The sequence below is a fragment of the Streptomyces sp. NPDC048506 genome, assembly GCF_040651315.1.
GTDB lineage: Bacteria > Actinomycetota > Actinomycetes > Streptomycetales > Streptomycetaceae > Streptomyces.
Genome location: NZ_JBEZIX010000063.1, coordinates 14,056 through 40,932, shown reverse-complemented (window position 1 = coordinate 40,932; position 26,877 = coordinate 14,056). Strand labels below are relative to the sequence as shown.

Genomic DNA, 26,877 nt, shown 5'->3' with positions numbered 1-26,877 from the left:
CCTCGTGTACGTCCTGTGGCCAGGCGGGTCCGGCGGGTCTCACCGGGATGCCTCGGGCTCTGAAGTGTCACCGGCCCAGCGGGGGGCATCGGCCGCGCGGGCGTTGAGCGCCCTTCGGGGCGTGAACCTGTCGACCGCCTACGCTCCTGCCGAGCACCGGCCCGTGACCCACGCGAACCTGACGGTCACCGCGTCGGGACAGGCGTCGGGAACCCTGAGCGAACCCGTGGCCGGCAAGTCCGCGATCGCGTGGTCCGGTGACCGGCTCTACCTGAAGGGCGACTCGGACTTCTGGGCGCAGCAGGACCCGTTGTACGGCACGGACCTGACCAGCAGCGGCCGCTGGATCGCCCCGAAGAAACGTTCCGGCTACTACCTGCTCGACAGCTTCGCCGTGAACGCGGGCTCCCTGTCCCCGAAGTCACTGGCCGCGCTGGTCACGCAGGTCACCTCCGATCCCGAAGCGGTGCAGGAGGACGCGGGGACGATCGAGGGGCACAAGGCGATCTCGTACACGGCACAGGGCTGGACCGTCGTCCTCGCCAGCGCATCTCCCTACACCGTCCTGGCCATCGGAGGGGAACCCCATCAGGAAGGGCCGGTCAAGTCCGCTGCCTGGCACTCGTCCCGGCGCGCCACGGGCGGGGCGGGGCCGGCGGACCACCGTGGGGTGGCCGCCCCGGCCGACTACTCGGACAGTGACTACAGCTCGTACCTCTTGATGGTTCCGAAGCCTGCCACCAACGAGCAGACGACTGCCGCCCGTTCGACCGCCGCTGCGGCCGCGTCCGCCGCTGTCCCTCCTGCCACCTCGTCCGAGGCCGTCTCCACGTCCATGGGGCCGGACTTCACCATCACCAACAACAGCGCGTACCTCTGCACGAGCAACCCGTGCTCGTACTCCTTCACGGTCACGAACAGCGGGGACGAGGCGGGAGAGGCCACCCTCTATCTCAGCCTCCCGCAAGTGCCGGACCAGCCCCACCCCCTCGGCACCCTGCAACCCAAGCAGTCCAAGAACGTCAGCGGCACCCGCCCCAACATCGCCATCGGCACCGGGCGAACCGTGAAGCACACCGACTACGCCTGGGTGTACTCGTCCGCCGAGTACGGATCGGACCCCAAGGTGGGCAGCCGTCTGCACGCACGGAACCTGCGGCCGGACGACGTCTCCGTCGGGACTCCCCTGAAACCCGACGCGGCGAAGCTGCTCGACCTGATGACGAAGGACACTCCGGCCAGCGACACGGGAACCGGTGAAAAGGCGGTCGATGCGCTCAACGGGGCCAACAACGAGGGCGAGTTGCCCGATCTGGCGGCGATCGCCAACTCCGGCCGCCTGGAGAACCCCGAAGACCTGCGCGAAATCCTCCCCACCACCGACCAAGCCGACAACCGGCGTGTGCTCCAGCAGGTTGCGCAGCTGTTGCAGACCGATCGGCAAGCGAAAGTCACCTGGGCCGGGCCGTACAAGGTCAACGGAAAGACCTATCGGGCCGACTACATCTACACGACCACCCGTCAGGGTCAGCAGATCAAGCGCGCCGTGCGGGCGAAGACCGTGGGGAGCCCGGAGAAACTCGGGTCGCAGATGAGCCTCGGCGCCGAGCAACTCAACGGCGAGAGGCCGGGTTCCGGAAACGCCAAGAGCGAGAAGGCACCGCCCGGCTTCGAACGGGTCCTGCGGATCAACCTCGAGCCGGCTGTCGGCCCGCTCCTCGCGCTGGCCTCCACGGCCGACCTGGAGAAGTTCCTGTCGACGGGAGAGAAGTTCCGGCAGGCGCGGGAGAGCCTGTGCCAGCCGAACGGCCGCGGCCCACGCGTCGACCGCCTCGTCATCGTCAACGACTCGGGCACCCACCAGTGGACGGACCTGCGCAGACTCGGCGTGCGCTGCGCCGGCCCCGGCGGGGCTCCGGCTTCTCCCAGCGCGCCGAGCAGCGACAAGCCCGACCACAAGCCGACCTGCCTGGACCGGCGCCCCCTCGGTGCGGAGGACAACGGCGCTGACGGCTGGACCTATTACTCCCCCATCGGACGGGGTGAACGCGCCCTTGGGGCGGTTGCGTGCCTGGCCGGGGACACCAGCGGCGGCAGCGAAGCGAACCCCAACAGCCCGGGTATGAGCGAGGCGAAGGCGCGCGCCGCACGGCTGTTCCCGCATTCGACCGAGCGCTTCCTGGTAAACAGTTGCCACCTCATCCCGAATGCGCTGGGCGGCAAGGGCATCACCGCCAACCTCTCGCCCTGCTGGGCGAAGCCGGTCAACGTGGGGATCATGACCGGCATCCAGGCATGCGTCACCGGCCTGATGAAGTCGCACGTCGTGCAAATGACGGTCGTACCCGAGTACATGAAGGATGTGGATCTCATACCCTTCGAATTCCGCTTCCAGATCCAGGCATGGGACCACCAGGGCAACGCGATCGACGAGAGCTGTTCCAGGGACGTCCAAAACCTCAAAGAGGGGGAGTACCTCAACGAAGACTAGGGGTGGTGCATGCGCGTGCAGGCCGACATCGAGGAGTTCGCACGGCTCGCCGATATCACGCCCTGCGAAGGGGAGGCGTTGCCCTGGGCAGGGTCCGGCACGGCAGTGGGGGTCGAACTCCCCGCGGACTACCGGGCGTTCGTCGACGCCTTCGGGGGAGGGGACCTGTACGGGCGCCTCGGTGTCAACACGCCGTGGCCGCTGCACGATCCGTCGGCGGGAGTCACCGCACTGCGGGCCATGCTGGACGACGCTGCCGCAACGAGCTCGCTCCTGCGCGAGCTCAGGGGCAGCTATCCCGCGGCGTTCCCCTTCGCGTTCTACCCCGAGCCCGGTGGTCTGCTCGCGTGGGGCGGCGGGATCGGCGGAGAGCTCTGCTTCTGGCTGACCGAAGCCCCGGACCCGGACGCCTGGCCGGTGGTGGTGTGGGACAAGGCTGACTGGCGCCGCTACGACATGGGCATGGTCGCCCTGTTGATCCGCGCCCTCACGAAGGCAGACCCGTTCCTCAGCGCCCTGGTCGCCCCTGAGCACGGGCGCCCCGTGTGGAACCCGAGAGGCTAATGCCGTATCAGGCAACGTTCGCCCTGTCGTGGGCCGGCGGTGTCAGGGCCTTCCGGAGGTGCCTACCGGGGGAGCGTCCGAACTGCCCGTCGAGCACCACAGTGCGAAGGTTCTCGGATGCGCCGACAGCGGCCCAGTGACACTCCCTCAACGTGCTGTCAGCGGTGCGTCAGTTCGGCGTCAGTTGCCCTCGGGAGAATCCGGGACGTCCCGGCGAATGCATTCATCTGGAGGCGATATGACCAACGCGGTCACCATCACCGGCTGACAGCGTGCCCAGATCAAGGAATCGGTCTGCGAGATCATCGAGGCGGCCATACGGCCCCCAGGGCAGTCTGAAGCACTCCCGTCCGGTTCTTGAGCATGTGGCCCCCACCGTCCTGTCCGGGCGCTTGCCCATCCGTGTCGAAGCCCCTCGGCCCGGTACGTCGCAGAGATCGGCCGACAGCCCGGACATCCTGCCTTAGACGAGAGGGAATGACCGTGTCCCAGCAGGCCCTCCAGCATGGCGCAGCACCCGTCGCCATCCGCAGCGCCGCCTGGTATCTGCCCGAGCACACCTTGCCGATCACCGATGTACGGACGCTCGACGAGACCGAGCGCGCCACACGCGACGGTCTGGGCATCGACACGGTCCGGGCGGACGACCGGCTGGACTCCGTCACTCTCGCGGAACGCGCCGCGCGCCGGGCGCTCGAACAGGCGGGACTTGACGCCCGGGACCTGGGCGCCCTGGTGATGGTGGAGTCGCGGGTCCAGGAGACGTTCCTCAGCTCCGAGGTGACCAGGCTCCAGCACCGACTCGGCGCCGACAACGCCACCACCTTCTCGGTGGGCGGGCTCGGCTGTGTCTCGATCACCCCGGCCCTGCTGACGGCCCGCGGACTGCTGGCCGCAGACCCTGCCCTGGACCATGTCCTGGTCGCGCACGGCAGCAAGCCGGCCGCCGCCCTGCGCTACCGCCACCCCGTCACAGTGAACGGCGACGGCGGGCAGGCACTGCTGCTCTCCCGCAGCGGGAGGATACGGGTACTCGACATCGCGCAGCTGACCAACGGGCGCTACTGGGACCTCTTCCACGTCGACTACCGGGACCGCCCCACCGCTCAGTGGCGCGAACAGTGCACGGAGCCCAACACCTACTCCTTCCGCCTGGCCATGGAGACGCGCAACCGCCTCTCCGCGATGTTGGGCGACCTGCTGCGGCGCAACGGAATCGGCCGGGGGGACGTCGCCGGCTTCGTCAGCCAGAATCTGTCCGTCGGGAGCTTCGCCTTCCTCGAGGACTCCCTGGACATCGAACTGCTGCCGGCGTGCCGGGAGAACCTCCGGCAGTACGGACACCTCGGTCCCAATGACGTCTTCCTCAATCTCCGCACAGCACTCGACCGCAAGGAGCTGGCCCCCGGCGACCTTGCGGTCCTGATCAACGTGAGCCCGGTGGCTGCCTGGAGTCTGCTGCTGGTCGAGACAGGTTCACAGGAGGACACGGCATGAACGACATCACCTCGCAGATCACCGGCTTTCTGAGCGCGGCTCTTCGTCGGCAGGTGGAGCCGGACGACGACTACTTCGAACAGGGCCTCGCCGACTCACTGTTCGCCCTGGAGCTGGTGACCTTCGTCGAGAGCCACTTCGGCCTCGCCGTCGAGGTCGAGGACCTGGATCTGGACAGCTTCAGGACCGCCAACCGCATCACGGAGTTCGTCCGGCGCAAGACCGGAGCGCCCGAATTGGGAGAGGCACATGCCGAGGGTTCCTGAAAGCGGCCCCGACGCTGCGACGACGGATCTGCCGCCCGTGGAGCCCGTGGACCTGTCCCGGGTCGCAGCCGATCTGGCGGCCGACGCCCATGACTGCGCCTCTCGTTGGGACCAGGACGGCGGACTGCCCGATTCGGTGCGTAAGGAGGTCGCCGCGTCGGGACTGCTCGCCGCGGACCTGCCCGAGCGGTACGGGGGCGCCGGCCTCCATCCGCTCACGCTCGGGGAGATCACCGCACGGATCGGTGGTGAGTGCAGCGCCCTGCGCGGGCTGCTGACCGTACAAGGCATGATCGCGGCGGCGCTGCTGCGCTGGGGCACCGAGGCACAGCGGGCCGACTGGCTGCCCAGGCTGGCCGGCGGCCAGCTGACCGCCGGCTTCGCGGCGACCGAGCAGGGCGCCGGCAGCGCGCTGGGGTCGGTGGAAACCCGTATCGAGGCGTCGGGCCGGTCGGACCACCAGGAACTGGTCGTGAGCGGCCGCAAGAGGTGGGTCACCTTCGGTGCGGTCGCCGACGTGTTCCTGGTCCTCGGCACGTACGAGGGAAAGCCGGCCGCCGTGCTCGTGGACGCGGACCGCGCCGGTGTCGAGCGGGAGCCGGTGAACGGCCAGCTCGGCATGCGGGGCGCCCGGATCGCCCATCTGTCCTTCGACGGCGTGCGGGTGCCCCGGCATCAGCTCGTCGCCCCTCCCGGCCTGGGACTCTCCCATGTCGCCGGCACCGCGCTCGACCACGGCCGGTTCACGGTCGCCTGGGGATGCGTGGGCATGGCGGAGGCGTGCGTCGAGGACGCCGCCACCCACGCCGCGGCCCGTCGGCAGGGCGACGTCCCCCTGGGGGACCACCAGTTGGTCCGGTCACTGCTGGCCAGGGCCGCGGTGGACGCCGCCGGGGCCCGGCAACTCGCCCGCAGGGCTGCGGAGGCACGGGCCTCGGGCCCGGGTCACGGCGTGTCGGAGACGCTCATGGCCAAGTACGCGGCGGCTTCCGCGGCGGCGGAGGGCAGCCGCGCCGCCGTACAGGTGCTCGGCTCGGCCGGCTGCGCGCCCGACAGCAGGGCGGGCCGTCACTTCCGGGACGCCAAGGTCATGGAGATCATCGAAGGAGCCCAGCAAGTGTCCGAACTTCACATAGCCGAGCGCTTGTTGCGGCGCTTCGGCAATGCGGCGCGCGGCGCGGACCGCCCCGACGGGCCCCGACTTCCCGGAGAGGCGCCGTGACAGCGGCAGCGGGCGCGCCCACCGTCAAGTGCCTGGTGTGGGACTTGGACGACACCCTGTGGGACGGGGTGGTGCTGGAGGGCGACGATCCCGCCCCCTTCCCCTCGGCGCTGGAGACCCTGGCCGAGCTGGACCGTCGCGGCATCCTGCACGCCGCCGCCAGCCGTGGCGAACGCAGCGTCACTCAACGCCATCTGACGGAACGTCGACTGGCCGACTGGTACTGCGCGATAGAGGTGGGCTGGGGTACCAAGTCCGCTGCGGTGCGCCGGATCGCGAAGGCCCTCAACATCGGTCTGGACACCATCGCGTTCGTCGACAACGACCCGGTGGAGCGGGCGGAGGTCGCGAGCGAACTCCCCATGGTCCGCTGCTATGCGGCGACGGAGGTCGAACGGTTGCCGGAATACCAGGAGTTCCGGCCCGACCACATCACCGCGGAGGCCACCGGGCGACGCCGGCTCTACCAGGCCGAGTGGCAACGCCGAGAGGCCGAGGAGGAGTTCACCGAAGGACGCCAGGCGTTCCTCGACTCGCTCGACCTGGTCATGGAGGTGCGCCCGGCCACCGAGGAAGACCTGTCCCGGGCCAGCGAGCTGACCGTCCGTACGCACCAGCTCAACAGCACAGGACTGACCTACGACATCGACGAACTGCGCCGGTTGAGCTCCTCACCGGACCATCAGGTGCTGCTGGCCACGCTCCGCGACCGCTTCGGTGACTACGGGATCATCGGCCTGGCCGTCACCGAACTCATCGGGCCGGACTCGGTCCTGCGGCTGATGCTGATGTCCTGCCGGGTCGCCTCGCGCGGTGCGGGGAGCGTGCTGCTGCACCATCTGATCCAACAGGCCCTGGCGGCCGGCCAGCGCCCCGTCGCGCACTTCATCCCGACCGAGGCCAACCGGAACATGCTGGTCATGATGCGTTTCGCCGGCTACGAGGCGACGGTCACCGACGAGGACCGCCTCGTGCTCACCGTGGACCCGGAGCGCCCACTGCCCAAGGCCCCGGGCCACACGCGCGTGATCGCCGGTGCGGCATGAACGGCAGAGGAAACGAGGCTGCGATGACCCGACACCCCGGTGGCACCGATGAGTTCGCCCCCACACACGCCCCGGCGGAGGTACGGCCGGTGTGGGCCGCCTTCCGAGGCCAGGTGGCAAGGGTGCCCGAGGCGACCGCGCTCATCATCGGCGGGGTCTCGCTGACGTACCGCGAGCTCGACCATGCCTCGGCCGGACTTGCGCGGCTGCTGTGGCAGCACGGGCTGCGGCCGGGGCGGGTCGTCTGCGTCCGGACGCAGCAGAGCGCCCTGTCCGTGGTCGCCATGCTCGCCGCACTGCGCACGGGTGCCACCTGGGCGGTCCTGGAACCTGACCTGCCCGTCGGGAGGTTCGAGGCGCTGTGCCGGGACGTCGACTGCGCGGTGGTGCTGAGCGAGGGCGGCGACGCCGTGCCGGCCTCCGTGCTCTCGGCGATGCCCGCCCCGCCGACGGTCCTGGACGCGGCGGACCTCGACCTGACGCGGCTCGTCGAGGCGGGGCAGGAGCTGCCCACCGACCCGTACCCACCGGTCCCTGAGCAAAGCCCCGCCTACGTCGCCTACACCTCGGGATCCACCGGTGTGCCCAAAGGCGTGATGGTCAGCCGCGGCCAGCTCGCGACGTCCATCGGCTGCCGGGGGCCGGTGTACGGCACCGAGCACTCCGTCTTCCTGATCGCGTTGCGGCTGTCCTTCGACGGGATTCTCGGCGGAATGTTCTGGTCGCTCACCGACGGTCACACGCTGGTGCTCCCCGACGCCCGACAGCTCGTGCAAGTGGCGGAGTTCACCCGGCTGGCCAGGGAACACCGTGTGACACACCTGTTCAATATTCCCTCCTACTACCGGGCGGTGCTCCAGGATCCCGGCGGCCTGCCCGACACACTGCGGGTGGTGGTCGTGGGGGGTGAGGCGTGCACCCCTCCGCTGGTGGGCGCGCACAACGAGCGACTGCCAGGGACCCGGTTCGTCAACGAGTACGGACCCACCGAGACGACCATCGCCTGCACGGTGGAGATCGATCCGGACCCGACCCGGGACCGTGTCCCCATCGGGCGGCCCTGGCCGGGAGCGCGGACCCTGGTACTGGACGAGCGGCTGCGTGAAGTCCCGGCCGGGGAACGGGGCGAGCTCTACGTCGGCGGCTCCCTCGTGGCGCTCGGCTACGCGAACCAGCCGGCCCGTACGGCCGAGCGTTTCGTCGCGGACCCGTACGGGCGGCCGGGCGGGCGCCTCTACCGCACCGGGGACATCGCCAGCGTCGACGAGCGGGGCGCGCTGCACTACCACGGCAGAACGGACGACCAGGCCAAGATCCGCGGTACCAGGATCGAACTCGGCGAGATCGAAAGCGTGCTGGAGCGCCATGCGGGCGTGGAGCAGGCGGTGGTGCTCTGCGAACACGCGGGGCAGGACGAGCCGCAGGTGATCGCCTTTGTCCTACCGACACCCGGCAGCGGGCCGCCGGACGCCTCGAAGCTGCGCGAACACTGTCGAGGCCGACTGATGGAGCAGGCCATACCGACCCTGTTCGTACCGGTCGACCACATGCCGCTGGACCGCAGCACCAAGGTGGACCGGGCCACGCTCCGCACGCTGATCCCGACAGACCGGCAGGCATCCGGGGGCATCCCGGGCGGGGACTGGAGCGGGCACCGGCTCGCCGTCGGCCGGATTTGGGCGGAGGTCCTCGGGCACTCCGGCTCGGGACCGGACGACAACTTCTTCGCCGTCGGCGGGAGTTCGATCAAGGTCATCGACCTGCACGACAGGCTGGACAAGCGATGGCCCGAGGCGCTGCGGGTGGGCGAGCTGTTCGACTACATCACCATCGCCACCCAGGCGCAGCTCATCGCCGACCGCCTGGGCGAGCACGCGCAAGGCGAGGAACACACCCCACCGGCCACATACGAGCTCTGACACGCGTGAACGGAGAGGTGACATGAGCGGTACGGGCGTGACACACGGCAGACCGGCCGTCGCGGTGATCGGCATCGCCACGCGATTCCCGCAGGCGGACTCCCTCGCCGCCTTCCGGGCGAACCTGCGGGCGGGGAGGGACTCGGTGCGCCCGATCCCAGCGGAACGGATCCGGAGCACAGGGCTCGATCCCCAGCGCGACTATCCGGAGCAGGGCTACCTCGACCGGATCGACCTCTTCGACCACAAGCGCTTCGGGATGTCCCGTCGCGAGGCGGAGGTGACCGACCCGCAGCACCGGCTGGCACTCCAGCTCACCCAGGAAGCGCTGGAGAACGCCGGATACGCCCCGGCCGGGCTCCGGGACAGCCGGACAGCGGTGATCTTCAGCTCGCCGAACAACGGCTACGCACCTCTGGTGCGCGAGCACGGCACGCTCAGCCTGAACGGAAACATCCCCTGCGCCCTGCCGGCCAGGATCTCCCACGTCTTCGGTTTCACCGGCCCCTGCTACGGCGTGGACACCGGCTGCAACGGCTCGCTCGTCGCCGTCCACCAGGCATGCCGTGAACTCGGTGACGGCGACGCGGACCACGCCGTCGTGGGCGGTGTGAGCCTGCGCCACATCGTGCCGCCGGCGGCCACGATGGCCGACTTCCCCGCCATCGCCTCGCCCACCGCCCGGTCCCGCGCGTTCGACCGTGCCGCGGACGGCGCGGGCTGGGGCGAGGGCGGCGCGGTGGTGTTCCTCACCACGCTGGAACGGGCGTTGGCGGAGGGCTCGTTCATCCATGCCGTGATCCGCGGCAGCGCCGTGGTGCACAACGGTCGGCACTCCGCGACCGTCAGCACACCGAGTGCCCGCTCGCAGGCCCACGTCATCACCAAGGCGTGGCGCAATGCCTCGCTGGACCCGGCGACCGCCGGATACATCGAGACGCACGGTTCGGGCACCCGGCTCGGCGACGCGGTCGAGGCCGAGGGCCTGGCCCTCGCCCGTCCCGATGTCGACCGTACGGTGAAAGTGGGCTCGGTCAAGACCAACATCGGGCACCTGGACCACGCCGCGGGAATCGCCGGGCTGGTCAAGGCGGTACTCAGCGTGCACCACGGTGAGCTGTATCCCTCGCTGCACTTCGAGGAGCCCGCCGACGAGGTCGATCTCGAAGGCGCCCGCCTTGAGGTCGTCACCTCGCTCGAGCAGTGGGACGACGAGACACGCCGGGCGGGCGTGAGCTCGTTCAGCCTCGGCGGCGTCAACGCGCACTGCGTGCTGGAGCAGCCCCCGGTGACCGCCCCGGTACGCCCCGCCGTCAGCAGACCGCAGCTGGTCGCGGTGTCCGCCCGCAGCCGGGCGGACCTGCTCTCCCATTGCGAGCGGCTGTCGCTCGAACTGCGTCACACCGCCCACCCGTTGGCCGACGTCGCGCGCACGCTGAACGAGGGCAGGGACCACGACGCCCACCGTGCGTCCGTGGTCGCCCGGGACACCTCCGAGCTCGCGGCACGCCTGGCCGCCGAGGTCACCTGGCGTCGGCCCGAGGCGCCCGAGACGCCCGAGGCGCCCGAGACGGTTGCCACCGACGCCATGGCCGCACCTCGGGTGGTCTTCCTGCTCTCCGCGGACGCCACACCCGACGAGCCATGCGATCAGCTGCCGGACGAGTTGCCCGTACCGGCCGACTGTGCCGCGATGGTCGCCGGACAGCTCGCGACGTACCAGCGGCTGGTCCGGGCCGGCGTCTCGCCGGACGGGCTGGTGAGTTCGGGGATCTCCCGCTACACCGCCCGGTACCTGCGGGGCGATCTCAGCGCCGAGGACACCGCCACCCTGCGGCGAGCACGCAGCGGGCAGGACCCCGCGGTGGCGGGCAACCCGCTACGGGTGGAGCAGCTCCACGCGGCGGCGGACGAGCAACTCTCCGACGGCCCCGTGGTGTTCGTGGAGCTGGCGCCCCATGGCGAGATCAGCGATCGGTTGACAGCCCACCTCCACGACCGCGCGGGCGCCCGCGTGTTCCGTCTGCGGCCCGGTGCCGCCGACGCCGACGCCGCCGTCCTGGAGCTGCTGGGCAGGTTGTACGAGGAGGGCGTCGGCCTGGACTGGTCGATGCTGCGGGCCGACCCGTCGGCGGGCCGGGTTCCGCTGCCGGGACATCCGTTCACCGGCGTTCGCTGCTGGGCCAGGCCACTGGGTGAGGTGCTGTCCTTCGACGAAGCGCTCCATCGGCCCACTGCTCCGGCTCCGGCTGCGGTATCGGCTGCGGCTCCGGTACCAGCTCCAGCTCCGGTACCAGCTCCGGTATCGGCTCCGGCTCCGGTGCCGTCTCCGTCTCCGGCCCCCTCTCCGGCAGCCGAGGAGCCGGTCCGCGCACCCGGCCGGCAACGGACCGCGGAATCCGGGACCGTACTGGCCTGGCTGCGGGAGACCCTCGTCGATCTGCTGCACGCGGATGAGATCCCGGCCGACGCGGACTACTTCTCCATCGGCGGCAACTCCGTCATCGCCGTCCAGCTCCTGGCGCTGGTACGGGAGCGGCACGGGGTCCGGCTCAAGATGGCGGACGTCTACGACCATCCCGTCGTCAGCGCGCTCGCGGACGCCATTCACGACAGGGCGCGGCACGCTCCCGCGCCGGAATCGCCCGGTGCCGCGGCCGCGCCGACGGCCCCGGTCGTCCCCGAGGTGCCCGACGCCGAGTTGCCGCCGATCGTCCCGGGCGGGGAGCCGGTGCTGTCGTACGGGCAGGAGCGCATGTGGTTCCACCACCAGCTCGACCCGACGTCCACGCTCTACAACCTTCCCGGCGCCTCCCGGTACCGCGGCCCCCTGGACGTCGAGAAGTTCAGACTGGCCTGGGAGGACCTGGCGCGGCGCCACGAGACGCTGCGATCCAATCTCGTCGAGGACGACGGCAGATCCGGGCTCAGGATCCGGCCCGAACTGGGCGACTTCTTCACGTATCTGGATGTCTCGGGCGAGGATGCCCCGGAGGCCGCGGCGGGTGCGGCCATCACCTCCGCCATGCGCTGGGTCTTCGACATCGCCCACGATCCGCTCGTACGGGTGACCGTCGTGCGGATCGGCGACGACGACCACATCGTCTGCTGGTGCATGCACCATGCGGTGAACGACGGCTGGGCTCCGCAGATCCAAAAGCAGGAGCTGCTGGAGTTCTACACGGCCCGCCTGGAGAACCGTGCCCCCGACATCGAGCCGCTGCCGGTGCAGTACGCGGACTACGCGCGTTGGCAACGCGAGCTGGTGGCCGACTCCCGCCTTGACGGTGAACTGAGCTACTGGCGCGAACGGTTGAGCGACCCGCCCGCGCTGGAGCTGCCCACCGACCGGCCGCGCCCCGACCGGATGGACTTCGCGGGTGCGACCCACGGGTTCACCATCCCGGGCGCACTGGTGCAGCGGCTGCGCGAGGTGGGCGCCCAGGAGACGGCCACTCTGTTCATGGTGCTGCTCACTGCGCTCAAAGTGCTGCTCGCACGCTGGTCGGGCCAGCGGGACATCGTCGTCGGCACCTCGACCATCGGCCGTAGCCGGCCCGAACTGTGGGGTCTGCTCGGCTTCTTCAACAACACCATCGCGCTGCGCTCGGACCTGTCGGGTGACCCGAGCTTCCGCGAGCTGCTGCGCCAGGTGCGCGGGGTGGTGCTCGGCGCCCTGGACCACCAGGAGATCCCGTTCGACAAGGTCGTGCGCGAGGTCGCGGTCGCCCGTGATCCGAGCCGTAACCCGCTCTTCGACGTGATGTACGTGCACCAGACGCTGCCACCGGCCGCCGCCTTCGGCGAGATCGCCACTGGACCGGCGCACGACCCGGAGATCATCCCGCACTTCCCCGGGCTGCCCCCCGGCACCGCCAAGTTCGACCTCTCGATGGTCGTCGGCGAGCTGGCGGACGAGGACGAGATCGTGGTCATGATGGAGTACGCGACGCAGCTCTTCGACGCCGACACGATCTCCGCCATGTCCGAGGCGTTCTTGGAGCTGCTGCACGCCGTCGCGGACAACGAGAACACGTGCTACAGCGACCTCCCCGGCGGTCCTCCCTCGGCGACCGGACCGGTCGCGGACCGACCGGACACGCCGCCCGCCCCGGTGGTCCCGGTCGCCGCCCCCGTCGTCAGCTGCCTTGAGCTGCGCGGCGAGGTGCGGCTCCCCGCGCTGCGCGCCGCGCTGGAGGAACTGGCCGAGCGGCATGAGGTGTTGCGTGCCAGGACCGTCGGAGCCGTGGGGCACGGCTCGTTGCTCGGCGACGGCTTCTTCACCACCGCGGACGTCTCCGGCGAGAGCGAGCCCCTGTTCACAGCCAGGGAGATCGCGCAGGCCGAGGCCGCACTCGTACTCGACCCGGCATCGGGGCGCCGGCTCCACGCGCTCCTCGCGACGACGGGCCCGGCGCAGCACGTCCTGCTGGTGACCACCCACCGGCAGGCCTACGACGGTGGTCAGCCGGAGGTGTTCTTCCGGGACCTGCTCGCTCTGTACGGCGCCCGCCTTGACGGACGCCGGGCCGAGCCGCCCGAGCTTCCCACGCTGTCCGGCGAGCACACCGAGCCCTGGACCGGCCCCCAGAGGGACGACCAACTCGCCTACTGGAGACGGACACTGACGGGACTGGCCGATGGCGCGCCGCCGCTGGACCGGGCCCGGCCTGCCCACGGCACCCGCGCCACCGCCACCCTCGGATCCCGGATTCCCGACGACCTCGCCCACGCGGTGGGTCGTTCCGGGACCAGGGAGAGCGTGCTGGCGGCCCTCACCGCCCTGCTCGCCCTGCACACGGAGGCGGACGAGGCGCTCATCGGGCTGACCGGCACGGCGCTTCCCCTCTCGGCGGCCCGCACTCGGGTGGGTCCCTTCGCGCCGAGCCTGCCGCTGCGGCTGGACCTGGCCGACGACCCGTCCTTCGAGGAGCTCACCGACCGGGTGCGGCGCGCCGTCACCGGCGCGGAACAGCACCGGGATGTGCCGCTCACCGACATCGTGCACGCGGCCGGACTGCCCGACGAGCCCGGCAGGGCACCGCTGTTCGATGTGGCGTACTCCTACCACGCGCTGCCGGCGACACTCGGTTCGGCGGCCGGGGTGGAGGCGGCCCCCGTGCGGTGGCCCGACACGGACGCGGGACGGCTCACGCTGCCGCCCGACCGCAGCGAGTTGGACCTCTCCTGGTCCGTCGTCGAAGGGCCGGGGCGGGACGAGCTGTCCATCTCGTTGGACTACCGCACCGAGCTCTTCGACCGGTCGAGTGCCCGGGCCCTCGTCGAAGGACTGCTCGCGATGCTGCGTGCGGCCACCCGCGACCCCGGTGCACCGCTGTCCAGCCTGTGGCCCATCCGCACGACGACCAGCGCAAGCACACCTGCGACGCCGGCCACGGCACGGCCCGCGCACACCGACTGACGCGGCTCGGCCGACGAAGGAGACCTGCAACAGTGGGCGATCAGACAGACGTTCAACAGACCGCGCAGACCGCGCAGACCGCGCAAGCCGCGCAGACCGTTCCGGCCGGGTCACTGGTGGGCATCGTCGGCGCGGGCACGATGGGGATCGGTGTGGCGCAGTGCTTCGCCGAAGCCGGCCACCCCGTGGTCGTCGTCGACAACGACCCCGGGGCGCTGGCCTCGGGGCCGGCTCGGCTCCGCGCCGGGATCAGGACGGCCACGCTGCTGCGCCGGAGGTCCCGGCAGGCGCAGACGGGCGCGTCCGCATCCCGCGCCGAGTCCCTGGTGACCTGGTCCGCCGAGCTCGCCGACATGGCGGCCGCCCTCCTGGTGGTGGAGTGCGCCCGGGAGGACGAGGACCTCAAGGAGGGGATCCTCCGCGAGCTGGACCGGATCTGCGGGGCCGAGGCGATCTTCGCGTCCAACACCTCGTGCATCCCGGTCAGTCGCCTCGGGTCCTTCACCGCCCGCCCCGACCGGGTCATCGGCACCCACTTCATGAACCCGGCGCCGCTCAAGGACGCGGTGGAGGTGATCTGCGCACCGGAGACCAGCGGTCTCACCCTGGAGCGCACGGAAGGCTTCCTCGCCCGCGTCGGAAAGCACGCCCTCGTGGTGCGTGACGCCCCCGGCTTCGTCACGAACCGGGTGCTGATGCTGACGCTCAACGAGGCGGCCGCCGTGCTGGGCGAGGGAACCGCCGACGCCGAGACCGTGGACCGCATTTTCCAGGACTGCTTCGGTCACCCCATGGGGCCGTTGCGCACGGCCGACCTCATCGGTCTCGACACCATCGCCGACTCGCTGGAGGTGCTGCGCCGGCATACCGGCGAGGACCGCTTCCGCCCCTGCTCCCTGCTGGCCCGTCTCGTCGCCGAGGGCAACGTGGGACGCAAGTCGGGCAGTGGCTTCTACCAGTACTCGCCACAGCACCTCGTCGCGCGGGGAGGAACCGACCATGGCTGACCGCCAGGGCGCGCCCACCGACATGTCCGCCGCCGGACGGGACGCCTGGCGTGCCGTACGACACTCCGGTTCGGGACCCACCACCCCCAGCAGCCAGACCGCCCAGCTCGTGGAGATCCACGGCGACCTGGACCTCACCACGCTGGGCAAGGCGGTCGCCCAGGTGGTGGCGGAGACCACCGCACGACGGGTGCGCTTCGCCGGCGAGGGACCGGACGGACCGCCCGCCCCGGAGATCTCGGACAGCCTGCCGCTGCCCGTGGTGGACCTGAGCACGGAGGCGGACCCGCGGGGCGCGGCCGATGCGTGGACACGCGCGGCGCTCGAGCGGGGAGCGGAGCCCGCACGGGGCGGCGAGGAGACCGGACGGCCCTGGTCCACCCAGGTGTTGCTGCGGCTCGGCCCGGACCACCACCACTGGTTCCACCAACACCACCGGGCCGATGTCGACCGCTTCGGCTGTGCGCTGATCACCCGTCGGGTCTCCGAGGTGTACACGGCGCTCGCAGAGGGCCGCTCGGCCGCTGACGGCGCCCTGGCCACCCGGGCCCAGCTGGCCTCGACAGTGGCCGGGTACGCCGGCTCTCCCGCGCAGGAAGCCGACCGCGCCCACTGGCGCCGGCGGTTGGCCGCTCTCCCCGAGCCGGTGACCTTCGCGTCCGTTCCCGCCCGGGACGCCGACTGGTCGCGGGCACCGGTGAACTCCCGCCCGGTGACGCTCGGCACCACCGACACCGAACGCGTACGTGCCGTCGCCCGCCACGGCGGTGTGCCGGCACGGGCGGTGCTGAGCGCCGCCGTGGCGGCCTACACCCACCGGCTCAGCGGCGCCACGGACGTGGTGATCGGCATGCCGATGGACGGCCGGCCGAGCCGGGTGAGCAGGCGTGTCCCGGACGCGAGCGATTACATCGTGCCGCTCCGGCTGACGGTACGGTCCGCCGCCACCTTCGCCGAGCTCGTCCAGGACGTAGCCCGGGAGTCGCGCGAGGCGGTCAGGCACCAGCGGCTGGGCCAACGGGAGTTGTGTCGCGAGGCCGGGGCGCCGGACGATCGACCCCGGCCGTTCGGGCCGATCGCCGACATCCGCACCCCCGGGACCCTCGTGCGGTTCGGTGAACTGTCCGTGGTGGTCCACGACCTGGTGCCCGACCCGGTCCACGACATACGCGTCGTCCTCGACGACGACCCCGTGGACCAGCGGCTGCGGGTCGTCTTCAGCGGTGCGGCGGATCGCTATTCCGCCGCCGAACTCGACGCGCACGCCGGGCGTTTCGGGCGTCTGCTGTCCCTGGCCGTGGCCGGTCCGGGGCACCCGCTGGGCACCTTCGACCTGCTGGCGGCGGACGAGTGGGCGACCCTTCGCTCCCGGACGAGCGGCACGGCCTCCGGAGCACCCCGCCGAACGCTCACCGACCTGCTGGAGAGCGCGGCCCGGAGCCACCCCGACGCGGTCGCCGTCATCGGCGCCGACGACAAGCTCACCCACGCGGAACTCCACGCGCGTGCCAACCGGCTGGCCCGGCTCCTGCTCGACCGGGGTGCCGGGCCGGAGTCGGTCGTCGGGCTGCTGCTCCCTCGGTGCGCCGGGACACTCGTGGCGATGCTCGCGGTGCTCAAGACCGGCGCCGCGTACCTGCCGCTCGACCCCGGTTACCCGGCCGAGCGGCTCCGCTTCATGGTCGAGGACACGGAACCCGTCTGTGTGCTGACCGAAACTGCCACCGACGCGTGCGTCGCGGACGTCATGAGCCGGTCGACCACGACCATCCGGCTCGACGACCCCGCGATCGCGGGGGAGTTGGAGCACTTCTCACCCACGGCACCGTCCGACGCCGACCGCCCCGAGCCGCTGCGGCCCTCGCATCCCGCGTACGTCATCTACACCTCGGGCTCCACCGGTACGCCCAAGGGGGTCGTGGTGCCGCACCGCGGTGTGGTCGCGCTGGTGGACTGGGCGGCCGCCGAGTTCGGCGCCGAGTCGTTGGCACACGTGCTGGCGGCGAGCTCCTTCAGCTTCGACGTGTCGGTGGCCGAGATCTTCCCGGCGCTGGCGGGCGGCGGCAGCGTCGAGGTGGTCGACAATCTCCTGTCGCTGCTCGACGGCGACCCGCCGCGCTGGTCGGGCGGTCTGCTGTGCGCCATCCCTTCGGTGTTCTCCAAACTGATGGAGACCGGTGATCTGGAGGTGTCGGCCACGACGCTCTCGATGACCGGTGAGGCACTCCCCGCAACCCTCGCCGCGCGGATCCGGGAGGTCATGCCCGGCACCCGGGTGCTCAACGTGTACGGGCCCACCGAAGCCACCGTCTATGCCACCGCGGCCACCGTCCACGCCACCGCCTCGGCCGGCGACGGACCTGTGCCGGAGGGCGCACCGCCCATCGGACGGCCGCTGGACCACGTACGCGCCTACGTGCTCGACAGCTCACTCCGCCAGGTGGAGGCCGACCGCCAGGGCGAGTTGTACCTGGCGGGAGACGGCCTTGCCCGGGGATATCTGCGTCGGCCCGGGCTGACCGCAGAGCGTTTCGTCGCCGACCCCTTCGGCCCGCCCGGCGAGCGGCTGTACCGGACCGGTGACCTGGCCCGTTGGCGCCCCGACGGGCAGCTCGACTTCCTCGGCCGCGCGGACGCCCAGGTCAAGGTCAACGGCTTCCGCATCGAACTCGGCGAGGTGGAGGCGGTGATCGCCCGGCACCCCGCCGTCACCGAGGTCATGGCCTGTGTCCGGAAGGGGACGAGTGGCGACGCGCGACTCGTGGCCTACCTGGTGCCCGCTGAGGGAGCCCGTATCCCCAGCCGCCACGCGCTGCGGGACTGGGCGGCCGAGCGGCTGCCGGCACATCTGGTCCCGGCCGAGCTGAAGGCCGCCTCAGTGCTGCCGCGTATGGGCAGCGGCAAGCTCGACCGCGAGAAGCCGCCGACGGGCGTACGGCCGCTGGAGGCCGATCCTCTCCCAGGCTCTGGGGGCCTGGGAGGTGCCCCCATGACCGCCGACGGAGCGCGGGAGGAGCACGTGGCGCGGGTGTTCCGCGAGGTGCTCCGGCTGCCCGAAGTCGCAACGGACGTCAGCTTCTTCGACCTCGGGGGCGACAGCATCATGTCGATCCAGCTGCTGAGCCGACTGCGTCGGGTGGGTCTCGTCCTCACAGCGCAGGACATCTTCGAGCACAAGACGGTCGGAGCGCTGGCCCGGGTCGTGCGCGAGACGAACCGTACGAAGAGCCCGGAGGCGGTGGACCGTACGAAGAGCCTGGAGGCGGTGGACCGTACGAAGAGCCTGGAGGCGGTGGACCGTACGAAGGCTGAGGACGTGCGGCGAGCGGCCCTGACCGAAGCGGCCGCCGAGCCCGCCGGAAAGGTCGGCTCCCTCCCCTCGCCCGAGGCGGGCGACGGCACCGCGAGCAGCAGGTGGCGGGGCATCCAGGAGACGTCCGACAGCGACATCGGAGTCCTGTTGCCGCTGCGGGAGTCGGGCGACAAGGCGCCTCTGTTCTGCGTGCACGCGGCGGCGGGCTTCTCCTGGGGCTACGCGGGACTCACTTCGCCGCTCGGCGCCGACCGGCCGGTGTACGGCCTTCAGGCCAGGGGCCTGGACGGCACCGAAGATCTGCCGGCGTCCATGCGGGAGATGGCGGCGGACTACCTGGACCATGTCAGGTCCGTCCAGCCCACGGGCCCCTACCACCTCCTCGGCTGGTCCTTCGGAGGTGCGGTCGCCCACGAGATGGCGGTGCAGCTGGAGCAGAGCGGCGAGTCGGTGGAGACGCTGGCGATCCTGGATGCCTACCCCACGGGCGCGGGCGTCGCCGAGGCCGAGGCCGAGGTCGAGGCCGCGGCCTCGGTCGAGGCCGCGCCGGGTTCGGTCGCCGGCCGGGACGTCCTCGGGTTGCTCCTGGAATTCTTCGGCTACGACCCCTCCCTGTGGGCGGGCGAGTCGCTGACGTATCCGCGGTTCCTGGAGATCGCCCGTGCGCAGGAGGGACTGCTGGCCTCGTTCGACGAGCAGCGGGTCGCCGCGCTGGCCCGGATCATCACCAACAACGCGCGGCTCACCGGCCCGCACAGGCCTCGCCCGTTCGGCGGGAACACCGTGATGTTCACCTCGCACGACCACTCGCCCGAGACCACACTCGGCCTGTGGCGCCCGCTGATCAAGGGGGCGCTCGAGGTCCTGCCGGTCGACTGCACGCACATGGAGATGGGACAACCCGCCGCGCTCCGCGACATCGGCCGCGTCCTCGTCGAACGGTGGGCCGTCAAGGCACCACAGAAGGGGTCGGTGAACACTCCGTGAGGAACGAGCCGGAGCTTGTGCACTCGGCGGATCACCCGTCGATGCCGCTCACCACGATGCAGCACGGGATCTGGATGGCGCAGCAGCTGGCGTCTCCGGTCCGGTACCAACTGGCGAGTGTGTTCGAGATCGCCGGAGATCTCGATCCGGAGCTGTACGAGGCGGCTTTCCGGTTCGCCGTGGCGGAGACCGAGCCGTTCAGGTCCCGGTTCGCCGTCACGGACTCCGGGGAGCCGAGGCAATGGGCGGGCCCCCTCCCCGCCTGGCACGTACCGGTCGTCGACCTCCAGCGGGAACCCGCACCGATGGCCGCCGCGCTGGACTGGATGCGGGCGGACATGCCCCGCCCGCTCGACCTGGAGAACGGTCCGGCCTTCAGGACCGCGTTCCTGCGCCTCTCCGAGGACCGGGTCTGCTGGTATCTGCTCGTCCACCACCTGGTGGTGGACGGCTTCGGCCTGGCGCTGTTCGCCCGCCGGCTCGGGGAGGTCTACGCGGCGTTGGAGCGCGGCGAGTCCCCGAAGCCCGGCCACCACGTGCCGTTGGACACCCTGCTCGACGCCGAGCGGGCCTACCGCTCCACGCCCGACTTCGAGGCCGACCGTGAGTTCTGGACGGCGAAGATGGCCGGTTGGCGGGGAGCCGTCCGGCCGGGTATGTCCCGGCCCGCCGCACCCGGCCGGGACATACCCGGCCGGACAGGCATCGGCCGGACGGGCGGGGCACCGGTGCGCGGTGCGTCCCGGATGCCCGAGGACCGGGTGGCCGCCCTCCGCGCACGCGCACGCGAACTCGGCGTCCCCTGGACGGTGGTGGCGACCGCCTCCGCCGTGCTGCTGGACCATGCCCGCACCGGCGGCGGCGATGAGGTCGTCGTGGGGTTCCCGGTCGCCGGCCGCACCACCAAGACGGTGGCCGCCGTGACCGGTGCAGCGTCGAACGTGCTCCCGCTGCGGGTACCGGTCGACCCGCGCCGGCCAACCGCCGAACTGATCCGGACCGTCGGCGAGGCGACCACCCTCGCCCTCGACCACCAGCGCTATCGGTACGAGGACCTCCGCCGTGACCTCGGCTTCACCGGGTCCGCGCACGCGCCGTTCCAACTGACCGCGAACATCGTCCCCTTCAGCTTCGGCCGCAGTTTCGCCGGGCGGCCGATGACCTTCAGACAGCTCAACACCGGCGCGGTGGAGGACCTCTCCGTCGTGATCAGGCCGGAACGCGGCCGGGCCGGCCTGATGGTGGAGGTGCACGCCGAGGCCGGGCGGTACGAGCCCGAGGAGGTCGCCGCCGAGGCCGACCGCTGCGTACGCCTGCTCGACCAGCTGATCGACGAACCCCGACGCCCCGTCGGAGAGCTGGATCTGCTGGCACCGGAAGAGCGCAGGTTGCTCGTACCGGGCATCGGCACACCCGAACCCCCCTCGCCCCGTACACTCCCCGAGCTGTTCGAACACTGGGCCGCACTTACTCCGCACGCCCCGGCGGTCGGCCACGGCGACCGGCAGCTCACCTATGCCGAGCTCAACGCGCGCGCCAATCGGCTGGCCAGGACGCTGATCCGGCGCGGCGCAGGACCCGAACGCACCGTCGCCGTCCTGCTTCCCCGCTCCGAGGACGTGGTCACCGCGATCCTGGCGGTGTCCAAGACCGGCGCGGCCTACCTCCCGCTCGACACGGCATGGCCGCCGGAGCACACGGAGCGGATCGTCGCCGACGCCCAGCCGGTATGCGTTCTCTCCGGGACGGACCTGTCGGGAGCTGCCGCGGCCGCGGCAGTGGCAGCTCCCGCGGCAGCGGCGAGCGACGCCAACTCGACGGACAGCGACGCCAACCTGACCGACGCGGACCGCACGGGGCCGCTGACGCCCGACCATCCCGCATACGTCATCTACACCTCCGGATCCACCGGCCGCCCCAAGGGCGTGGTGGTCCCGCACCGCGGTCCGGTGGCACTGTTGCAGGCGGGGGCCGCCGAGTTCGGGTTCGGCCCCGACGACACCTGGGCGATGTTCCACTCCTGTGCCTTCGACTTCTCCGTGTGGGAGATGTGGGGCGCCCTCGCGCACGGTGGCCGACTGGTGGTCGTCCCCCGCGAGGTGAGCCGCTCCCCCCACGCCCTTCTCGACCTGCTGGTGCGGGAGCGCGTGACGGTGCTCAACCAGACGCCCTCCGCCTTCCGGTCGCTGGACCAGGCCGACGCCGAAGAGCCGGAGCAGGGACGGGAGTTGGCCCTGCGCTGGGTCGTCTTCTGCGGTGAGGCGCTGTCCCCTGGCGTCGTGCGTTCCTGGTACGGGCGGCACCAGGACTCCGCGCCCGTCCTGGTCAACATGTACGGCATCACCGAGACCGCGGTCCTCTCGACCCGGCTCGACCTGGACCGCGACCACGGTGCGGCGCAGGTCGTCCCGATCGGCAAGGCCATCGCCGGCACCCGGCTGTATGTGCTGGACAACCAGCTGCGCCCGGTGCCCCCGGGGGTGGCCGGTGAGCTGTATGTCGCGGGTTCCGGTGTGGCCAGGGGCTATCTCCACCGCCCCGCACTGACGGCGCAGCGCTTCGTGGCCAACCCCTTCGGCCCCGCCGGGTCCCGGCTGTACCGCTCGGGCGACCTCGTACGCGCCCGTCAGGACGGCTCACTGGAGTATCTCGGCAGGGCGGACGACCAGGTCAAGATCCGTGGCTTCCGGATCGAACCGGCCGAGGCCGAGGCGGCGCTGCTGGCTGCCCCCGGCGTGGCAGGCGGCGCCGTGCTGGCGAGCTCCGGCGTTCCGCAGGATCCGGCCCGCACCAAGGCGGCCGGCGGCCAGGGAGCCGACGAGGCCGTGCAGTTGGTGGCCTACGTGGTCCTCACCCGCGAGACGGCGGCGGACGATCCCGGGCCGGCTCTCGCCCGGCTGCGGGAATGGCTGCGCGCGCGGCTTCCGGCGCATCTGGTCCCGTCCCTGTTCGTCCCGCTCGACAGGCTGCCGCTCACCCCCAACGGGAAGCTGGACCGGGCGGCGCTCCCTTCTCCGCACGCCCGCGCGCACACGCCGTCACGTGCCCCGGACACGCCGCTGGAAACCGAACTGGCCGGGCTGTACGCCGACCTGCTCGCCGTGGAGAAGGTGGGCGCCGACGACGACTTCTTCGACCTCGGGGGCGACAGCCTGCGGGCGACACGGCTGGTCACCATGGTGCGCCGAGCCGGTCTCGGCGCCCGGGCGGAGCTGGATGTCAGGGACGTCTTCGCCCATCCGACCGTCGCGGGGCTCGCCGCTCATCTGGGCGACACGACTCATCCGGGCGGCACCTCCGTGGCGCCGGGGCCCCGGCCCGTCCCTCGGCTTCCGCTGGCCGAGGACCGGGGCGCCGAGCCGGTCCCGCTCTCCTTCGGCCAACGCCGCTTCTGGTTCCTGCACAGGCTCGCCGGCCCCGACAGCACCTACAACGTTCCCCTGGTGCTGCGCTGGGACGGCGAGCTGGACCAGGAGGCGCTCCGTGCCGCCCTGGGCGACCTCACGGCCCGGCACGAAACCCTGCGCACCCTCGTCCAGCAGCGGGACGGCCAGGCGGTCCAGCACATCCTGCCGGTCACGGCCGCGCGCCCGGCACTCACGGTCGAACCCGTCGCCCCGGACCAGCTGCCGGACGCGTTGAACGCCGCGGCCGGCCGCCCCTTCCGCCTGGAGAGCGAACTGCCGTTGCGCGCGGTCCTGTTCACCACCGAGACCTCGCGCAGGCAGACGTTGCTCCTGCTGCTCCACCACATCGCCTGCGACCGCGCCTCGCTGCGGCGGCTGCTGGACGACCTCGGCACCGCGTACCGGGCCCGCCTCGGCGGTGACGCCCCGGGCTGGTCGCCGTTGCCCATCCAGTACGCCGACTTCACTCTGTGGCAGCGTGAACTGCTCGGCACCGACGACGAGCCCAGCGCCCTGCGGTCCGGTCAACTCGCCTACTGGGACAAGACCTTGACCAGCCTGCCGGAACGCATCCCGCTACCCGCCGACCGCACGGAGCAGGCGCCGTCCGGGCGCCCGGCGCACAGCGCCGGCGACACGGTGGCTTTCACCGTCCCCGCAGACGTACACGAGCAGCTCCTGGAGGTGGCCGCGGACGAGCAGGCCAGCCTCTTCCTGGTGGCGCACGCCGGACTGGCCGCGCTGCTCACCCGCCTCGGCGCGGGTACGGACATCCCCATCGGCACGGCGGTGTCCGACCGCGCGGACGCGGAGCTCGACGGGCTCGTCGGCTTCTTCGTGAACACGCTCGTACTGCGCACCGACACCTCGGGAGAGCCGACCTTCCGTGAGCTGCTCGGCCGGGTCACGGAAGCCGATCTGGGGGCCTTCGCCCACCAGGATGTGCCCTTCGACCTGGTCGTGGAGGCGCAGGGGCCACGGCGGGCGGCGAGCGGGCGGGCCGTGTTCGGCCGGGCCCTGTTCCAGGTGATGCTGGTTCTCACACCCTCCCTCCCGGAAAGGCTGGAGCTACCGGGCGTGTCCGCCACGGTGGACCTGGTCGGCAGGGGTTCCGCCGGGTTCGACCTGACCTTCGGCCTGTTCGAGCGGCGGGACGCCGACGGCACCTGCCACGGCGTCGACGGTGTCGTCGAATACCGGACCGAGCTGTTCGACCGGTCGACCGTCGAGACCCTCTGCACCCGCTTCACACGGCTGCTGCGTATGGTCGCCGCCACCCCGGACATCCCGGTCGACGACATCGACCTGTCAGGGCCGAAGGAACGCTGACGGCGTCCATGCCCGGGGGGGTGTCACCGGGCACCGGAGGCACCGACAGACCGCTGATGGGGGCAGGACCGCCGCCCCATGACGGGCGGCAAGAGGCGAGAACCCCCGTCGGCGGGCTCCGGCGGGGGTTTCTGCGTTCGGGGACGGCCCTGGTTCGTGGTGCTCGGCGCGGTCTTGCTGTGCTCCGGCCCGCCGCAGCTCCTCGACGATCTCCTCGTGTCGTGCCGCCACACCCCCCTCGCGCAGAGTGGTGCGCTGCATGCGCAGCGCGACCAGCGTGGGCGCGGCGCCGTGACACACCCTTGCGTGCCACAGATGTGCAGGAATGGTAGCCAAGAGTTTCGAAGATGTTACGGATCAGACATCGACCACGTGCCTACTATGGCCAGCTTGTTCGGACGAGTTATTCGCACAAGTTCTCACCCCCCACGCGAATCCCCGTATGTCCCCTGTGCCCCCTTGTGTACCCCTCTGGAGAGACCGTGACCGAGAACCTGCCGAGATCCGTCGTCCTTACCGGCGGCCTCGTCGCCGCCACACTCGTCCTCAGCGCCTGTGGCGCGGGCCCCGACGCGTCGGCCAACGCCGACGGACAGAGCGCGGCCACCACGATGACGGCCAAGGACTTCGGGGGCATGGACGCGCTTGTCAAGGCAGCCAAGGAGGAAGGCACGCTGCACGCCATCGCGCTCCCCCGTGACTGGGCCAATTACGGCGCGCTGATCGACGGCTTCGAGAAGAAGTACGGCATCAAGGTCAAGGTGGAGAACCCGGACGGCACCAGCCAGGACGAGATCAACGCCGTCACCTCCCGCAAGGGCAAGGACCGGGCGCCCGACGTCCTCGACCTCGGCAGCTCCTTCGCGTACAGCGCCGCCCAGCAGGATCTGCTGGCGCGGTACATGGTCGCCCATTACGCTGACATCCCCGACGGCCAGAAAGACTCGCTGAGCCGCTGGTACAACGGCTACGGCGGCTATGTCTCCATCGGCTGCGATGCCAATCGCGTGAAGACCTGTCCGACCACCTTCAAGGATCTGCTCAAGCCGGAGTACAAGGGGCAGGTCGCACTCAACGGCAACCCCACCAAGTCGGCTTCGGCCTTCAGCGCTGTCTACGCGGCCGCCCTCGCCAACGGCGGCTCCTTCGACTACATCCAGCCCGGCATCGACTTCTTCGGCAAGCTCAAGAGGAACGGCAACTTCACGCCCGTCCAGTCCACCTCGGCCAGCATCGTGAAGGGCCGGACGCCGATCGTCCTCGACTGGGACTACCTCAACGCCAGTTACGCCGACGAGTTCAAGAGCAAGGGACTCAACTGGCAGGTCGCGGTCCCAGAGGACGGCAAGTACTCGCAGTACTACTCGCAGGCCATCAACAAGGACGCCCCGCACCCGGCGGCCGCCCGACTGTGGGAGGAGTACCTCTACAGCACCGAGGGCCAGAACCTCTGGCTCAAGGGCTACGCCCGCCCGGCCCTGATGACCGCCATGGAGGAGAAGGGCACGCTCGACAAGACCGCGGCCGCCAAGCTGCCGAAGGTCTCCGGCACGCCGAGTATCCCGACCGAGGCGCAGCTGGGCTATGCCAAGGATGATCTTGCCCAGGGCTGGGCCAAGGCCGTCTCCCGATAGCCGCGACTCTCAGCAGGGCCGACGCGGCGCCCGCCGTCTCTTCGGAGCGGTGGCGCCGCGCGGCCGGCTGGTGCTCGCGAATCTCGGCGGCGTCCCGCGCCGCATTGGTCACCTTCGGGCTGCGGTGTCGGAGGGGAGTTCGGCGAAGCGGTCGCGATACGCGCTCGCGAAGCGGCCAAGGTGGGAGACGCCCCACCGGTAGGCGATCGTGCCGATGGGGTCGGCCGAGGCGAGGATGTCCTCACGGATCCGGTCGAGCCGCAGGTGGCGGACGTAGGACAGGGGCGAGAGGCCGAGCCGGTTGCGGAACGCCGAGCCGATGGTGCGAGGGCTGCACGGGGCGGCCTGAGCGATGTCACCGAGGCTGATGTGCTCGGTGAGGTTCGGCTCGATGAACGCGAGGGCTGCGCGCACAGCACGCGGGTGGTCGGGTGGAGGACCGTCGCGCAACTCGGCCGTGTGCGAGTGCGGTTGGGCCAGGAGCAGGGCGGTGACGATGGACCGCGGCTGGCTGCGCTGCACGTCCGAGCGCTGGAAGAGGGGGTCTCCCGAGTCCAGCTGTTCGAGGAGGGAACGGACCAGTAGCCGCACCGCCTGGCCCTTGGACGTGGCCAGGTCCAGGGCGAAGTCAAAGCGTATGGGGGACAGCGGCGGGTGCCCGGTCAACGCACTGAACTCCTCGTCGACCTACGAGTTCGGCGGTTCCGATGCCGCAACACCATGTGCGCCCGTCGGACCTTCGTGGAACAGATCCCCGGCCTCACCCGCAGGTA

Annotated in this window: 13 protein-coding genes; 12 read left to right on the top strand and 1 reads right to left on the bottom strand. The window is 71.1% G+C overall.

Going from position 1 to position 26,877, the window contains the following annotated elements; all coding sequences use genetic code 11:
- Positions 1–163: 163 nt before the first annotated feature.
- From AB0C96_RS36705 to AB0C96_RS36650, 12 genes are all read left to right on the top strand, one after another.
- Entirely contained in the window at positions 164–2,491 is a 2,328-nt protein-coding gene (locus tag AB0C96_RS36705; RefSeq protein ID WP_362923777.1) for a hypothetical protein, read from the top strand.
- A 9-nt stretch (positions 2,492–2,500) separates the two neighbouring features.
- Positions 2,501–3,055, top strand: a complete 555-nt coding sequence (locus AB0C96_RS36700) for an SMI1/KNR4 family protein (protein ID WP_362923775.1) — start codon at positions 2,501–2,503, stop codon at positions 3,053–3,055.
- Between the two features lie 477 nt (positions 3,056–3,532).
- Positions 3,533–4,552, top strand: coding sequence for a 3-oxoacyl-ACP synthase (locus AB0C96_RS36695; RefSeq protein WP_362923773.1), 1,020 nt, complete (start codon positions 3,533–3,535; stop codon positions 4,550–4,552).
- On the top strand, positions 4,549–4,818 hold the full coding sequence (locus AB0C96_RS36690; RefSeq protein WP_362923771.1) for a phosphopantetheine-binding protein: 270 nt from the start codon (positions 4,549–4,551) through the stop codon (positions 4,816–4,818). Before AB0C96_RS36695 ends, AB0C96_RS36690 begins: the two co-directional genes overlap by 4 nt.
- Positions 4,802–6,040: an acyl-CoA dehydrogenase family protein gene (locus AB0C96_RS36685; protein WP_362923770.1), complete on the top strand. Its 1,239-nt coding sequence runs from the start codon at positions 4,802–4,804 to the stop codon at positions 6,038–6,040. The genes AB0C96_RS36690 and AB0C96_RS36685 overlap by 17 nt, the downstream gene beginning before the upstream one ends.
- Positions 6,037–7,086, top strand: coding sequence for an HAD-IIIC family phosphatase (locus AB0C96_RS36680; RefSeq protein WP_362923768.1), 1,050 nt, complete (start codon positions 6,037–6,039; stop codon positions 7,084–7,086). Before AB0C96_RS36685 ends, AB0C96_RS36680 begins: the two co-directional genes overlap by 4 nt.
- A 23-nt stretch (positions 7,087–7,109) precedes the next feature.
- A complete protein-coding gene (locus AB0C96_RS36675) occupies positions 7,110–9,005 on the top strand; it encodes an amino acid adenylation domain-containing protein (protein ID WP_362923766.1) in 1,896 nt (631 codons plus the stop codon).
- A 22-nt stretch (positions 9,006–9,027) separates the two neighbouring features.
- Positions 9,028–14,427, top strand: a complete 5,400-nt coding sequence (locus AB0C96_RS36670; protein ID WP_362923764.1) for a condensation domain-containing protein — start codon at positions 9,028–9,030, stop codon at positions 14,425–14,427.
- Positions 14,428–14,459: 32 nt separating this feature from the next.
- Positions 14,460–15,434: a 3-hydroxyacyl-CoA dehydrogenase family protein gene (locus tag AB0C96_RS36665; RefSeq protein WP_362923763.1), complete on the top strand. Its 975-nt coding sequence runs from the start codon at positions 14,460–14,462 to the stop codon at positions 15,432–15,434.
- A complete protein-coding gene (locus AB0C96_RS36660; RefSeq protein ID WP_362923761.1) occupies positions 15,427–19,734 on the top strand; it encodes an amino acid adenylation domain-containing protein in 4,308 nt (1,435 codons plus the stop codon). The genes AB0C96_RS36665 and AB0C96_RS36660 overlap by 8 nt, the downstream gene beginning before the upstream one ends.
- 41 nt (positions 19,735–19,775) lie before the next feature.
- Positions 19,776–24,470 carry an amino acid adenylation domain-containing protein gene (locus AB0C96_RS36655; RefSeq protein WP_362923759.1) on the top strand — a complete coding sequence of 1,565 codons (4,695 nt, stop codon included), beginning with the start codon at positions 19,776–19,778 and terminating at the stop codon, positions 24,468–24,470.
- A 482-nt stretch (positions 24,471–24,952) separates the two neighbouring features.
- A complete protein-coding gene (locus tag AB0C96_RS36650; protein ID WP_362923757.1) occupies positions 24,953–26,104 on the top strand; it encodes an extracellular solute-binding protein in 1,152 nt (383 codons plus the stop codon).
- A gap of 108 nt (positions 26,105–26,212) precedes the next feature.
- Here the strand turns inward: AB0C96_RS36650 and AB0C96_RS36645 are convergent, their stop codons facing one another.
- Entirely contained in the window at positions 26,213–26,770 is a 558-nt protein-coding gene (locus AB0C96_RS36645) for a helix-turn-helix transcriptional regulator (RefSeq protein WP_362923755.1), read from the bottom strand.
- Between the last annotated feature and the right edge of the window lie 107 nt (positions 26,771–26,877).